This window comes from Mucilaginibacter sp. P5_A6 (assembly GCF_056400585.1).
Genome location: NZ_JBFUKZ010000001.1, coordinates 286,155 through 300,436 on the forward strand (window position 1 = coordinate 286,155; position 14,282 = coordinate 300,436).

14 protein-coding genes are annotated in these 14,282 nt (G+C 43.3%); 9 read left to right on the forward strand and 5 right to left on the reverse strand.

The window, feature by feature from the left end:
* Positions 1–123: 123 nt before the first annotated feature.
* Positions 124–2,391, reverse strand: coding sequence for a sodium-translocating pyrophosphatase (locus tag AC1DO4_RS01245; protein WP_477412202.1), 2,268 nt, complete (start codon positions 2,389–2,391; stop codon positions 124–126).
* Positions 2,392–2,546: 155 nt separating this feature from the next.
* Between AC1DO4_RS01245 and AC1DO4_RS01250 the strand changes: the two genes are divergently transcribed.
* The 4 genes from AC1DO4_RS01250 to AC1DO4_RS01265 all read left to right on the forward strand — a co-directional run bounded on the left by AC1DO4_RS01250 (position 2,547) and on the right by AC1DO4_RS01265 (position 7,114).
* Complete coding sequence (locus tag AC1DO4_RS01250) at positions 2,547–3,983, forward strand: APC family permease (protein ID WP_477412204.1); 1,437 nt, start codon at positions 2,547–2,549, stop codon at positions 3,981–3,983.
* The gene (gene dacB, locus AC1DO4_RS01255) at positions 3,961–5,367 is read left to right on the forward strand and encodes a D-alanyl-D-alanine carboxypeptidase/D-alanyl-D-alanine endopeptidase (protein WP_477412206.1); all 1,407 of its coding nucleotides are present in this window, start codon (positions 3,961–3,963) and stop codon (positions 5,365–5,367) included. Before AC1DO4_RS01250 ends, dacB begins: the two co-directional genes overlap by 23 nt.
* Positions 5,368–5,517: 150 nt before the next feature.
* Complete coding sequence (locus AC1DO4_RS01260) at positions 5,518–6,528, forward strand: hypothetical protein (protein ID WP_477412208.1); 1,011 nt, start codon at positions 5,518–5,520, stop codon at positions 6,526–6,528.
* Positions 6,529–6,712: 184 nt separating this feature from the next.
* Positions 6,713–7,114: a hypothetical protein gene (locus AC1DO4_RS01265; protein WP_477412210.1), complete on the forward strand. Its 402-nt coding sequence runs from the start codon at positions 6,713–6,715 to the stop codon at positions 7,112–7,114.
* A gap of 174 nt (positions 7,115–7,288) precedes the next feature.
* Here the strand turns inward: AC1DO4_RS01265 and AC1DO4_RS01270 are convergent, their stop codons facing one another.
* Positions 7,289–7,708 (reverse strand): OsmC family protein, encoded by a 420-nt coding sequence (locus tag AC1DO4_RS01270; RefSeq protein ID WP_477404144.1) that lies wholly within the window; start codon positions 7,706–7,708, stop codon positions 7,289–7,291.
* Positions 7,709–7,851: 143 nt separating this feature from the next.
* On the reverse strand, positions 7,852–8,922 hold the full coding sequence (namA, locus tag AC1DO4_RS01275) for an NADPH dehydrogenase NamA (RefSeq protein ID WP_477412212.1): 1,071 nt from the start codon (positions 8,920–8,922) through the stop codon (positions 7,852–7,854).
* Between the two features lie 199 nt (positions 8,923–9,121).
* On the opposite strand from namA, the gene AC1DO4_RS01280 reads away from it, so the two are divergent.
* The 4 genes from AC1DO4_RS01280 to AC1DO4_RS01295 all read left to right on the forward strand — a co-directional run bounded on the left by AC1DO4_RS01280 (position 9,122) and on the right by AC1DO4_RS01295 (position 12,273).
* The gene (locus AC1DO4_RS01280; RefSeq protein ID WP_477412214.1) at positions 9,122–9,829 is read left to right on the forward strand and encodes a dienelactone hydrolase family protein; all 708 of its coding nucleotides are present in this window, start codon (positions 9,122–9,124) and stop codon (positions 9,827–9,829) included.
* A 152-nt stretch (positions 9,830–9,981) separates the two neighbouring features.
* Positions 9,982–10,836 carry a bifunctional helix-turn-helix domain-containing protein/methylated-DNA--[protein]-cysteine S-methyltransferase gene (locus AC1DO4_RS01285; protein WP_477412216.1) on the forward strand — a complete coding sequence of 285 codons (855 nt, stop codon included), beginning with the start codon at positions 9,982–9,984 and terminating at the stop codon, positions 10,834–10,836.
* Entirely contained in the window at positions 10,837–11,550 is a 714-nt protein-coding gene (locus tag AC1DO4_RS01290) for a 2OG-Fe(II) oxygenase (protein WP_477412217.1), read from the forward strand.
* Positions 11,551–11,718: 168 nt separating this feature from the next.
* Positions 11,719–12,273, forward strand: a complete 555-nt coding sequence (locus tag AC1DO4_RS01295; protein WP_477412219.1) for an RNA polymerase sigma factor — start codon at positions 11,719–11,721, stop codon at positions 12,271–12,273.
* A gap of 26 nt (positions 12,274–12,299) precedes the next feature.
* On the opposite strand, the gene AC1DO4_RS01300 is transcribed toward AC1DO4_RS01295, so the two are convergent.
* Complete coding sequence (locus AC1DO4_RS01300) at positions 12,300–12,599, reverse strand: type II toxin-antitoxin system VapC family toxin (RefSeq protein ID WP_477412480.1); 300 nt, start codon at positions 12,597–12,599, stop codon at positions 12,300–12,302.
* Positions 12,600–12,647: 48 nt separating this feature from the next.
* Positions 12,648–12,953, reverse strand: a complete 306-nt coding sequence (locus AC1DO4_RS01305) for a DUF6364 family protein (protein ID WP_477412221.1) — start codon at positions 12,951–12,953, stop codon at positions 12,648–12,650.
* 164 nt (positions 12,954–13,117) lie between these two features.
* Here AC1DO4_RS01305 and AC1DO4_RS01310 point away from each other — a divergent pair, with 164 nt between their 5' ends.
* Positions 13,118–14,278: a FecR family protein gene (locus AC1DO4_RS01310; RefSeq protein WP_477412223.1), complete on the forward strand. Its 1,161-nt coding sequence runs from the start codon at positions 13,118–13,120 to the stop codon at positions 14,276–14,278.
* Positions 14,279–14,282: the final 4 nt, after the last annotated feature.

The following is a 14,282-nucleotide window of genomic DNA, read 5'->3' on the forward strand; positions in this document are numbered from 1 at the left end:
TAAGTTGTTGATAATCAGCTATAATGCGTTCCAAAGCGTTCGGGGTGTTCCATTGCCCTCAAACGGAACACTTATAAAAAAAGCCACCCTCACCAGGTGGCTTTTCATATATTGAAAACGATATTATCCTTTTTTATCCACTCTAATTACAGGCGAAGTATAAGCCTGTACAACAACCTGTTTTTTAACCTCCTGTTTCATAGCAGTTGGCGCAACATGGTTTGCATTCAAATGCGGTGCAATAACCAGCGAAACGATAGACATCAGTTTGATCAAAATATTCATTGATGGGCCCGAGGTATCCTTAAACGGATCGCCCACGGTATCACCCGTTACTGATGCTTTATGTGGTTCTGATTTTTTGTAGTGCATTTCGCCATTGATCATACAACCCTTTTCGAATGATTTTTTAGCGTTATCCCATGCACCGCCGGCATTGCTCTGGAAGATCCCCATCAGCACACCGGATACGGTAACACCGGCCAATAAGCCGCCCAATACTTCGGGACCGAAAGAGAAACCGATAATGATAGGTGTGATGAGCGCGATCAATCCCGGCGCAACCATCTCGCGGATAGAGGCTTTGGTTGATATAGCCACGCATTTTTCGTACTCGGGCTTGGCCGTGTATTCCATAATGCCCGGGATCTCGCGGAACTGGCGCCTTACTTCTTCTACCATCGCCATAGCTGCACGACCTACTGCCGAGATACACAATGCCGAGAAGATGAACGGGATCATGCCGCCCACAAACAAGCCGGCCAAAACATCGGCCTTGTAAATATCAATATGCTCGATGCCTGCAACACCCACAAAGGCGGCGAACAGGGCCAGCGAGGTTAACGCGGCAGATGCAATGGCAAAACCTTTGCCTGTAGCGGCGGTAGTGTTACCTACGGCATCTAAATTGTCTGTACGGTGGCGTACTTCCTCGGGCAGGCGGCTCATTTCGGCAATACCACCGGCGTTATCAGCAATAGGGCCAAAGGCATCAATTGCCAATTGCATAGCCGTAGTAGCCATCATACCGGCAGCGGCGATAGCAACCCCGTATAACCCTGCAAAATGGTATGATCCATAAATGCCCGAAGCTAAAACCAGGATAGGCAACACGGTTGATTCCATACCCACAGCTAAGCCGCCAATAATATTGGTAGCATGCCCGGTTGACGACTGGCGGATAATGCTCAGCACCGGGCGTTTACCCATGGCGGTATAGTATTCTGTTATAATCGACATTAGTGTACCCACTATCAGGCCCACCGCTATCGACAGAAAGACGCCATTTTTGGTAAATTCCATTGCTCCGCCTTTTAATGTACCGGCTGCATCAATATCACGTACCATACGGAACTCACCTGCAGGCAGCATCCATTGTACTACAAAATAGGTGGCAACTGCGGTTAATACAATTGACATCCAGTTACCTATGTTCAATGCCTTCTGTACGCTGTCGTTTTCGTTTTTAATTTTTACAAACGATGCTCCAATGATAGAGAATATTAAGCCTATGCCGGCGATCACCATCGGCAATAAAATAGGGCCAATACCTCCGAAATTATCTGCTAATGCGTTTCCGTCGTGTCCAACCATTTCGCGGCCCAGCACCATGGTGGCAAGCATAGTTGCCACGTACGATCCAAATAAATCGGCGCCCATCCCGGCTACGTCACCTACGTTATCACCAACGTTATCGGCGATGGTGGCGGGGTTACGCACATCGTCCTCGGGGATTCCGGCTTCTACCTTACCTACAAGGTCGGCACCTACATCGGCAGCCTTGGTATAAATACCGCCGCCCACACGGGCAAACAGGGCGATGGATTCGGAGCCTAACGAAAATCCGGCTAAAACATCCAATGCCTTTGCCATGGCCTCACCATTTACGGTGCCTCCTGTGTTTTTAACATAAACCGTGTAAAAAACAATGAACAGGGAACCTAAGCCAATAATGGCCAGGCCGGCAACACCCAAACCCATTACAGTACCGCCGGTAAACGATACTTTTAAAGCCTGTGCAAGGCTGGTACGTGCGGCTTGTGTAGTGCGCACATTTGCTTTGGTTGCAATACGCATACCCAGGTAACCGGCAAAGGCCGATAAAAATGCACCTACTACAAATGACACGGCAATAACCGGGCTTGATGTAGCTACGGTAGTGCCGCTCCAGGCCAGCAGAATACCTGCAATAAAAACAAAGCCACCGAGCACCTTCCACTCGGCACGTAAAAAGGCCATCGCCCCATCGGCAATGTAGCCGGATAGCTTTACCATATCGCCGTCGCCGGCATCCTGTTTGGTAACCCATGCTGCTTTAATGGCCATTGCGGCAATGCCGGTAAGCCCGAAAACCGGAATTAAATAAATTAAGTAAGCGTTCAAAAAATCCATAGTAGCAAATTTGGTTTATAAAGTACTAATGTTTTGGTGTATAGTATTGCAGGTGTAATTGGTGCTTGCAAAATAGTAATTTTATTTTCTTTAAAATAGCCTGTCAATATTAAAGTTTTTTGAATAGTTTAGGACTTTAAACCCTTTTATAATTTATGGCAAAAGATCCCGGACAACCCAAAATGAAACATGAACTTGGCCTGCTCGACGGCACCATGCTGGTAGCAGGCTCCATGATAGGCTCAGGTATATTTATAGTTGCTGCTGATATTGTACGTAATGTTGGCTCGGCAGGTTGGCTGATAGCCATTTGGTTGATAACCGGTTTCATGACTTTAACTGCTGCCTTAAGTTATGGCGAGCTAAGCGGCATGTATCCAAAAGCAGGCGGGCAGTATGTATATTTAAAAGAAGCCTACAACAAACTCATCGCCTTTTTATATGGGTGGAGCTTTTTCGCGGTGATCCAAACCGGCACTATCGCGGCGGTTGGGGTGGCATTCTCCAAGTTTACGGCATATCTAATCCCTGCTGTGAGTGAGGACAATATACTTTTTCAACAGGGTTTTGTCAAGATCAGCGCGGCTCAGTTGGTGTCTATAGGTGTAATAGTATTACTTACCTTTATTAACACCCGCGGGGTAAAAAGCGGTAAACTGATACAAACTACCTTCACTTTAACCAAGTTGTTAAGTTTATTCGGGCTTATCATTTTTGGTTTTGTGGCTTTAAAACCCGAAATATGGCATGCCAACTGGAGCGATGCCTGGAACCTGCACAAATTAAACACCGATGGCAGCTTTACAAGCGTAACCCTGGCAGCAGGGCTTGGTGCGATAGCAGCTTCGATGGTGGGTTCTATATTCAGCAGTGATTCCTGGAATAATGTAACTTTTATAGCTGGCGAGATGCGTAACCCCAAACGGGATGTAGCATTAAGCCTGTTTTTTGGTACTATGATAGTTACCATTATTTATGTTGCAGCCAACGTGGTTTATACCGGTGTTTTACCATTGCATGAAATAGCTACCGCGCCTAAAGACCGTGTTGCCGTAGCAGCATCACAGGTTATTTTTGGCAATACAGGAACAGTTATCATCGCTATAATGATCATGATATCAACTTTTGGCTGTAACAACGGGTTGATTATGGCAGGCGCAAGGGTTTATTATACCATGGCAAAAGATGGCCTGTTTTTCAAAAAAACCGGCGAACTAAATAAAGCATCAGTGCCCGAGTTTGGTTTATGGATACAGGCTTTGGTAGCTTCGGTACTTTGCTTAAGCGGCAGGTATGGCGATCTGTTGGATATGATCTCTTTCGTGGTGGTAATATTTTATGTGCTTACCATTATTGGTATCTATATTTTAAGAGCTAAACACCCTAATGCCGAGCGTCCGTATAAAGCCTTTGGTTACCCGGTGTTACCTGCGATATATGTTGTGATGGGCATCGCGTTTTGTATTTTGCTGATCCTTTATAAACCACAATTTACCTGGCCGGGCTTAATTATCGTATTGATAGGTATCCCGATATATTATGTCACTAAAGGGAACGTTAAAAAGCAGGATGAAGCGGTTATTAATAGTTAGTTTATTTATTTTAAGCGGGCACGTTTACGCCCAGGACCTGCAGCAAAAAATATCAGCAGCTTTTAGCAGGTTACAGGCCGATAGTCAGTGTACTTATGCATCGCTGTCATTAACTGTGCTTGATGCTAAAACCGGCGAGCAGGTGTTTGCCGCTAACCCCAACATGGGTTTGGCTACGGCATCAACCCTTAAAACTATTACCGCCATTACCGCTTTTAATGTTTTGGGCGCCGATTTCAGGTACCAAACGCAGCTGGGCTACAGCGGCGGAATTACCGCCGATGGAACCCTTAACGGCGACATCATCATCAAAGGTGCGGGCGACCCAACCCTGGGTAGCTGGCGATACGAGCAAACCAAAGAGGCTCATGTACTGGCCCTGATGACCGACGCCCTGAAAACCGCTGGCATTAAAAAAATAAACGGGAGAATTATTGGCGATGACAGCATCTTCGGCACACAATCTATTCCCGAAGGCTGGATCTGGCAGGATATAGGCAACTATTACGGCGCCGGAACATCGGGCCTTTGCTGGCGCGAAAACCAGTTTGATATTAAATTGCGCACTGGTGCGGTGGGTAACCCGGTTGGCATCGCGCATACTGTACCCAACATTCCGTACCTTACTTTTAAAAGCGAACTGGTGAACGGTTCATCGGGCAGTGGCGATAATGCGTACGCCTTTTTACCCGTAGGCGGTAAAGTGATGTACCTGCGCGGCAGCTACGCCATCGACCAGGAGAAAAAAAGTATTTCTGCTGCTTTGCCTGATGGTGCCTATGATGCCGCCCTGCGTTTGGCGGATACACTGAAAAAACTGGGAATCACTGTAGGCAGCGATCCCGAATCTGTTACCACACTAACGGCGAAAGGGTTACAGGCGCCCTTGATTTCAAAAAACCTTACAACTATTCTGTCGCCACCCTTGAGCAGGATCATTTACTGGCTCAACCAAAAAAGCGTAAACCTGTATGCCGAGCAACTGCTTAAAACCATAGCCTGGAAACAGGGCAGAAAGCCCACCACATTAAACGGTGTAGATGAGGTCCAAAAATTCTGGAAGGCAAGGGGTATCGATCCGAACAGCATCAATACCTACGATGGTAGCGGTCTTTCACCCGGCGACCGGGTAACTACCGGCACGCTCGCCAAAATTCTGCAATCGGCCAAAAAAGAAAGCTGGTTTGCCGATTTGTATGAGAGCCTGCCCGTTTACAACAACATGAAAATGAAAAGCGGGAGCATCAACAATGTGCTCTGCTACGCCGGTTATCAAACCCATAACGGGAGAGAGCTTTGCTTCTCTATAATGGTGAATAACTTTAACGGATCGGGCCGGGGAATAAAGGAGAAGATGTTCAGAGTTTTGGATGTGTTGAAGTAGGGGCCCCCTAATCCCCTGAAGGGGGAACTTTTTTATTGGCATGAATTGATGGCATTCGTGTTAAAGTAAAAAAAAATATTCGCTTGACTTATATCGTTTGATTCCCGATTCTGTTCTATCTTTAAATAACCAAATCACAATATTCATTTCATGAAATATCTTTTTACGCTTTTGATGCTATCAGTTTGTTTATCGTCGCTTGCGCAGGCAAATAATAAGCTTTATGGCAGGTGGGTTAAAGTTAAAGTGACCGACAAAGAAGGTAAAGAACTTACCGACGATAACGTGCTAAAATACGGCTACATGCGGTACGACTTTTATAAGAAAGATAAGATGACTATGGCATTGTCTTACAGCGATCATGGTAGCAATTATTCTTACATTATTTTATCCAATGTACTGGAAATCAAAAATTTCGCGGGCTTTGTGATGAACGAATTTTTAATTGAAAAATCAACCGACCATGAATTGGTATTATTACAAAAAAGTATTGATGGCTTTGATAGTCCCGACTGCGTAAGATATTACTTTAATACCGAATATTCCTATCAGCAATCTATCCCTTTAACATCAAAAAATATTTTATCAGTTGCAGCAACAGATACTATTTTTAAGGCAAGTGCAAAAATGTATGCTGTATACAAAGGAGATGAAGGTTTTCATGAAGTAATTAATAAAGATGTTGAAAAGCTACATGCAGAACATCCATTAAAGAGTTATTTCCTGGCTACATTTATTGTTAACAACATGGGCGGGGCGGATAGTCTGCATATTGTGGAAGGCCTTGGCGAGGAGTTTAATAAACAATATATTAAAACATTTAATAAGCTTAAACACAATTGGATACCGGCAATCTATAATGGAAAAAATGTTGCCGTGCAGATGAAGGACGAGTTTAAATATATTCCGAGTGGAAAATACCCAATTTTTTCAAGGTATCTGGAACTTGGTAATACATCAATGCGACAAGGGGATTTCGCCGTTGCAGTTTTTAATTATGGTAAAGCATTGGATAGTTATAAAACGGGCGAGGTATATTATAAAATAGCACTATGCCAATTGTTATTAGGAAATAAAGAGCAGGCATGTGAGGCTATGGGAAAGGCCGAGGATTTGGATTACAGCGCCGCAACCGGTTTAATGAATAGGTTTTGTAAGTAAGGAATTTAATTGTATGGGAATTACGAAAAGTGCCTTTCGAACTAATCCCTAATCAAATATCATCAATTACTTTCAAATGAAATTTCTATCGATTGATGGTCCTATACTTAATAATTAAAAGCGAATGTTTTTCAAAAAACCGGAGCATACCAGCCAACCTAAGTAATTTACAGATCAATATATTATGAAAAAATTAAGCATCGTAATAATCCTTCTTGTGGTTTTTGCCTTGTCAGCCTGCAAGCCAAAAACCAACCCTGCCGAGGATGTTAAAAGCATTCAATTTAAATTTACGGAACTGGGGCGCGAAACCCAGTTCAGGATTACCTGCGATAAGTTTGATTTTTATTTCCCGGAAGGGAGAGTTAAAAATTTTACAAAAACACCGGGTATAGATAGCGTGATGCAACTGTTAAGCGGTATGAAACTGGCAGGCGAAGGCACTCAGCCCGATGTGAGGGGTAAAATTTATATCACCCATGCCAATAATGCCATTGATACTGTTTGTGTAGGTGTTAAGGCAATGGATTACAAAGGCTCAACTTACGAAACACCGCAGGGGTTATTGGCGTTGATACAAAAATAACAGGCGCTTAAAATAAAATAGGTAATTATAAGAGCTAAAATCCGGGACCTCTGAAGGGGGATGACAAATCGGCGAAAGACTTACGAAGTTTTTAAAACTTCGTAAGTCTGGGATTTTACAACTTGTCATGAGCACTGCAGCGTGGCAATGACATGGTTGTAAAGTGATATTTACTTACGCGTAAGTAACATTCAAAGTAAATGGTACGCTAAGTGCTTTTGAAATGATGCAATTTGCTTTAGCATCTTCGGCAATGGCTTTAAATTTGGCTTCGTCAACACCATCAATCGCTGATGCTTTCAATTCCAGGTGGATACCGGTGATGCTTAATGCCTGCATATCCAGGTCAAGGATAGCATCGGTGGTCAGGTCGCCGGGAGTAAAGCCCGCTTGTGACAGGGCAGCGCCAACAGCCATAGTAAAGCAGCCTGCGTGCGCAGCAGCAATCAGTTCTTCGGGGTTGGTGCCAACGCCATCGGCGAAGCGGGTTTTAAACGAGTATTGTGTTTTGTTAAGCACGGTGCTTTGCGTGGTAATTTCTCCGCTGCCGGCCTGTAAAGTGCCATTCCAATGGGCGTTTGCTGTACGTTTCATAGTTTGTAGTTTTTATTGTTTATGGTTTTTGTTTAGTCCATAGACCATAGTAGATGATCCATAGGTTTATTTTTGGTGCTTTAATAATAATTGGATCCCATACCCCATGGACTATTGACCATCGACTATGGACCTCGCTCCCCTCACGACCACTTTGCTCGTTCATATTGAACCGGCCATTTTACTTCGTGCCCAAGTTCATGCGCTGCACGCAGCGGAAAATGCGGGTCGCGCAGCATTTCGCGGGCCAAAAATATAAGGTCGGCTTCGCCTTCCTGTATAATTTCATCGGCCTGGTGTGCTTTAGTTATTAAACCTACTGCACCGGTAAGTATACCACTTTCTTTTTTAATTTTCTCTGCAAATTCAACCTGGTAACCTGGTTTTAACGCTATCTTAACGCCTGCAATGTTTCCGCCGGTTGAGCAGTCTATCAGGTCAACACCTTTATCCTTTAATATTTTAGCCAGTGCTACCGAGTCGCCCGCGGTCCAGGCAGTTTCGATCCATTCTGTTGCCGAAAGGCGTACAAAAAGCGGGTTTTCTTTTGGCCATGCTTCCTGCACACTTTCAATAACTTCTAACAAAAAGCGGATGCGGTTCGGGAACGAACCACCATATTCATCAGTACGCTTATTACTTGCGGGTGAAAGAAATTCATGCAGCAAATAACCATGTGCGCCATGCAGCTCTATCACATCAAAACCGGCTTTTACCGCCCTTGCTGAGGCTGCCTTAAAATCGGCCTTTATTTTTTCAATTCCTGCTTTATCTAATTCAAGCGGGGCTTCTTCATTTTCGATAAAAGCTACTGGGCTTGGCGCGTAAGATTTCCAGCCGTTTGGTTGATCAGAGGGGATTTGTTTTCCTCCCAGCCATGGTTGCTGGTGACTGGCCTTCCTACCCGCATGCGCAAGCTGTATGCCGGCATAAGCGCCATGAGCATGTATAAAACCGGTGATCTGTTTTAGTTTTTCAATATGTTCATCCTTGTAGATTCCCAGATCGGCAGAAGAAATGCGGCCCTCGGGCGATACCGCTGCGGCTTCGGTAATAACTAAAGCAGCGCCGCCAACAGCACGGCTGCCCAGGTGTACAAAATGCCAGTCGTTAGCAAAGCCGTCTTCGCTGGAGTACTCGCACATAGGCGATACCACGATGCGGTTTTTAAGTTCGATATTTTTTATTTTAAGAGGCGAAAACAGATGAGCCATATTTTTTTGTTTGGTACAAATATGGTAAGTAACATCGGTTAGCACCTCACTGTTTTGTAAATTATTGAAGGAGGTGATGGGCGATAAATTAGCGCTATAAATACTAAAGCCGCAAATAAAAAGACCCCCTACCGTTAACCTTTTGCCCTTCAACTATCTGTCATTGTTTTTTAACTTTGAACTAAAACTGTCATAAACTATGGATAATGAAAATTATATCGAACTAAATATTGCGGATGGCAGCAACATGGCAGCCTATACGGCATTCCCTGCAGATGTGAAACCAGGTACGCCAGCCATTATTGTATTACAGGAGGCCTTTGGCGTTAATCATCACATCCGCAGCGTTGCCGATAAATTTGCAGCTGAAGGTTATATTGCCATTGCCCCCGAACTTTTTCACCGCACTGCCCCAAAAGGTTTTGCAGGCGATTATGCTGATTTTAATTCGGTAACCCCGCACACCTCCAAACTAAGCAATGAAGGTTTTGAGGCCGATCTTGAAGCAACATGGGCATGGCTAAGCACACAAACCAACGTGGATATTAATGCTGTTTACGCCATAGGTTATTGTATGGGCGGCAGGGTAGCCTTTATTGCCAACGCGTTATTGCCATTAAAAGCGGCGGTATCTTATTATGGAGGCGGTTTGGATAAAGTTGCCCACACGGCTGCCAATCTGCATGGCAAGCACTTGTTTTTTTGGGGAGGTAAAGATGCGCACATCAAAACTGAAAATATCAATACCACTATCAACGCGATTGAAGCTGCGGAGAAGGATTACATCAACGTAAAAATATCGTACGCCGATCATGGTTTTAATTGTGATGAGCGCTCAAGCTATAACGAAGCCGCATCCAAAGAAGCATGGGCTTTGACGGTGGCATTTTTGGAGAATAACAGATAGGAAGAAAGCAAAAGGGAGCATTATGCAGGCACATCATTAAAAAACAGGCAATGGGTGAAAAATCCGGTTCAGGCGAAATCAATGTCAGCAAGTTCCGGGTTTTATGGCGTTCTTTATCGACCTACATTTGTTTGTAAATAATAAATAACATTATGAACACACAAGAAAATATCAATTATGAGCGTATTGCCGGGGCGATAAACTACATAAAGCTCAACTTTAAAACCCAACCAAATTTGGATGAAGTTGCCGAAAAGGTGAACCTGAGCCCCTTCCATTTTCAACGTTTATTTACCGATTGGGTAGGCATCAGTCCCAAGAAGTTTTTGCAATACCTGAGTTTGGAATATGCCAAGGGAATATTGAAAGATAAGCAGGCTACTTTATTCGATACCGCTTATGAAACCGGACTTTCGGGCACTGGTCGGTTGCATGATCTGTTTATCAATATTGAGGGTATGACACCGGCCGAATACAAGAACGGGGGTAAAGAATTGAGTATCAATTACAGCTTTGCCGAAAGTCCGTTTGGTAATATCATTGTAGCATCAACCGCTAAAGGAATTTGTTATATGGCTTTTGCCGATGACCATGCGGATGCGCTTGAACAGTTGAAACTGCATTTTCCCAATGCCGCTTACACCCAGGTGCTTGATCTGGCCCAGCAGGATGCTTTGCATATCTTTAAAAAAGATTGGTCGCAATTACCGGCTATTAAATTACACTTAAAGGGGAGCAGCTTCCAGCTAAAAGTATGGGAAGCATTACTAAAAATACCGATGGGTGGCCTGTGCAGTTATGGGGATATTTCGCAAAATATACACCTGCCCAATGCCGGCAGGGCGGTGGGTAGTGCAGTTGGCGCCAACCCGGTGGCGTTTTTGATCCCTTGTCACAGGGTTATCCGGTCGACAGGAGAATCGGGGCATTATCATTGGGGATCAACCCGTAAATCGGCCATGATAGGCTGGGAGGCTGCAATGGTTAATAACCCGGTATCAATATAAATGGCTATGGAAATTAAAGGAAGAATTAACGGTTTAAACTGGGCAGATATTAAAGCCGAAATGGATACTAAAGGGTATGCATTAGTTAAAAATGTTTTAACTGTGGATGAATGCAACAACCTGGTAGCCCAATATGCTAATGAAAATCTGTACCGCAAAACGGTAGTTATGGAGCGGCACCATTATGGGCGGGGAGAGTATAAATATTTTACGTACCCGCTGCCTGCAATCATTCAGCAATTGCGCGAAAGTGTTTATCCTCATTTATCGCCAATAGCTAATAACTGGATGGCGTTATTGAATAAGGAGCTGCGTTTCGCCGGTACATTGGATGAACTATTGCAACATTGTCATGAGCACCAACAACTGCGCCCAACGCCACTGATATTAAAATATGTGAAAGGTGGCTACAACGCCATGCACCAGGACCTTTATGGCGAAGTGTTTTTCCCCATCCAGTCGGTATTTGTTTTGGACGAGCCGGGTGTTGATTATGAAGGGGGCGAATTTATTTTGCTGGAGCAAAAGCCCAGGGAGCAATCAAGAGCGATGGTGTTAAAACCGGCCAAAGGCGATATGGTACTGTTTACCACCAGTTACCGGCCTGCAAAGGGGAGTAAAGGGTATCATAGGGTTAATATGAAGCATGGCATCGGTGAAGTAACGGATGGCCAACGGTGCAGCATGGGTATCATTTTTCATGATGCCAAATGATACACCACCTGGCTTTGGGCGATACCTATTTTTCGCGTAGCAGAAAGTTAAAACCTATAAAGAATGGGTTAGTTTTGAGAATTTGAAGGGTTGAAAAATGAATTTATGGCTAATTATTATTTCAATAATCAATATTCAAATTTTTATTAAATTTATCGAAGTTTTAGGATGACCGATAAAATAATTATAAGCGATGTACAACTGATTGATCGATTAAAATCGGGCGATGAAAGCGCGTTGACGGCTATCTACAAAAAATACTGGCAGCAACTGTACCTATCAGCTTATAATGTTTTAAAGGATAACCATGCCTGCGAGGATATTATCCAGGAGCTTTTTATAAAGCTTTGGAATAGCCGGGAAAGTATCCGGATAACGGTATCGTTAAAGGCGTATCTATACGCTTCTACCAGGTATGAGGTTTACCGGCAGATCCGTTCGGGGGCTATAACGAGCGATGTTTTTGATATGCTTGCCAATAGGTTGCAAACGCCTGCCGGGCAGGAGGATATAGAATATAAAGAACTGATATTGCAGCTAAACTCGGCAGTAAACACCCTGCCCGAAAAGTGCCGCGAGGTTTACCGGCTTAGTCGCGAAGAACATTTAAGCCATAAACAAATAGCCTCCCAGCTTAATATCTCAACCAAAACTGTAGAGAACCATCTGACTAAAGCCTTAAAGCAATTGCGTACTTCGCTGGGAAGTTTCTTTTTGTTTTAGATGTGTTTATGTTGTTGGGGTGAAAGTTATAAATGATTTAGCAATTCGTCAGGAGGAAGCACTGCAATTCCGGCATTTTTAAAGTCCTTTAGATTCCTTGTTACTATAAAATCTATGTTATCAATAGAATTAGCTGCAAATATCTGGATGGCATCTTCAAAATCTTTATGTTTTGATAAAAGGCTTTTTTTGACAATGGATAGATCAATAGGAATGAGGTCTATAAAATCCAATAAGGAGAGTAAAATTTTCCGCAATGCAGCTTCTTCAACGTATTTCTTCAATAAGTAATGCGTAGTTGCAAATGAATGTGATGAAGTATACAGTTTAACTTTATTGTTTTCAGCGAGATCAAATACTCAATAGCGAATTTACTAAAGGGAGGCCTTTCTGCCAGTAGATCTATCTGGATATTTGTGTCTACAAATACGGTCTTCATAAGTGCTTTTTTCAAAATAAGCACTTAATGTTGTCTTTTCATCGAAATCCATGGGAAGCTTTACAGACCCCACTATTTTTTTTAATTTGGGAGAAAGCTGGTTTTTGTTTTGGTTATCTTCTGTAAGAGTTTCAAGGTAATTTCCAATTAACTCAGACAAGCTTCTTCCTGTATTTTTAGCGTAAGACTTTGCCTTTTTTATAGTGCTTTCTTCTACGGTCAATGTCAGTTTTGTCGTCATGATACGTGCCTTTCAAAAAAATATACGTGTTAAAATTATGAATAATGAAATCAAATGAAACACATTTGTCTCATTAGTTGAGATATTTACAAATTATAAATAATTTTTTCTCTCTGCGTAGGGGATACCCCCGTTTTTATACTCTCCTTATAAAAAGCCAGGTTTTGCAAAAGCACGAATTCCAACAATTGATTGATAAATACCTCAACGGGCAGGCTACCGATGATGAGGTGCAACTGTTAATGGACTTATTCGATAGCTTCCAAACCAACGAAGATTGGGATGAGCGGGTACTCGGCGTAAAGCAACAACTGGAAGATAAAATGCTGCAGCGTTTGAAAAGTGCTGTTCAGCAATCAAAAAAACAAGATCAACCAAAAGTATTCCGGCTTTTTGCCTATCGGAATATTGCCGCTGCCATAGCGCTCCTGTTTATAAGTGCCGGGATTTATTACAGCTTTCAACACGCTGTTAAGAGTCCCCTGACAGCACAAAATAACACCGCTGTTAAGCACGATGTTGATCCGGGTAAAAATAGAGCAATCCTAACCTTAGACAACGGCGAGAAAGTGGTGCTCGATTCCGCAAGAATCGGCACCCTTGCCCAAAAAGGTAACATCAGTATAAAAAAGACAAAAGATGGGCAGCTTATTTATGTGGCTGACGGTGAAAAGAATTCATCGATTGATGAGCCTGTGGCCTATAACACAATCAGTACACCACGTGGCGGCCAATACCAGGTGATATTACCCGATGGGACTAATGTTTGGCTCAACGCAGCTTCATCTATTAAATTCCCAACCGCTTTTGCAGGTAATGAGCGTAATGTTGAACTAAGCGGCGAAGCTTACTTCGAGGTTACCAAAAACCCATCCAGGCCTTTTAAAGTAAATGTTAATACCCTTAACGTAAAAGTTTTAGGTACCCACTTTAATATTAACGCCTATAGCGATGAGGACGCCATCAGGACTACCTTGCTGGAAGGTTCTGTACAATTAACCAGTGGCGCGGCCAGCAATTTGTTAAAACCAGGTCAGCAGGGTATAATTAAAGGCAGCAATATACAGGTTATTGATGTTGATTCCGAAGAATTCGTGGCCTGGAAAAATGGCATTTTTGAATTTAACCGCTCCGGTATTCAGGATATCATGAAACAGCTTTCGCGCTGGTACGATATCGAGGTAATTTATACAGGCAAAATACCCGATGATGAGTTTGTTGGAAAAATTGAGCGGAATGTAAAACTGTCGCAAGTGTTGCACATACTGGAGCTTAGCCATGTCCATTTTAAAGTTGAAGACAAAAAGATAATAGTATCACCTTAACCAT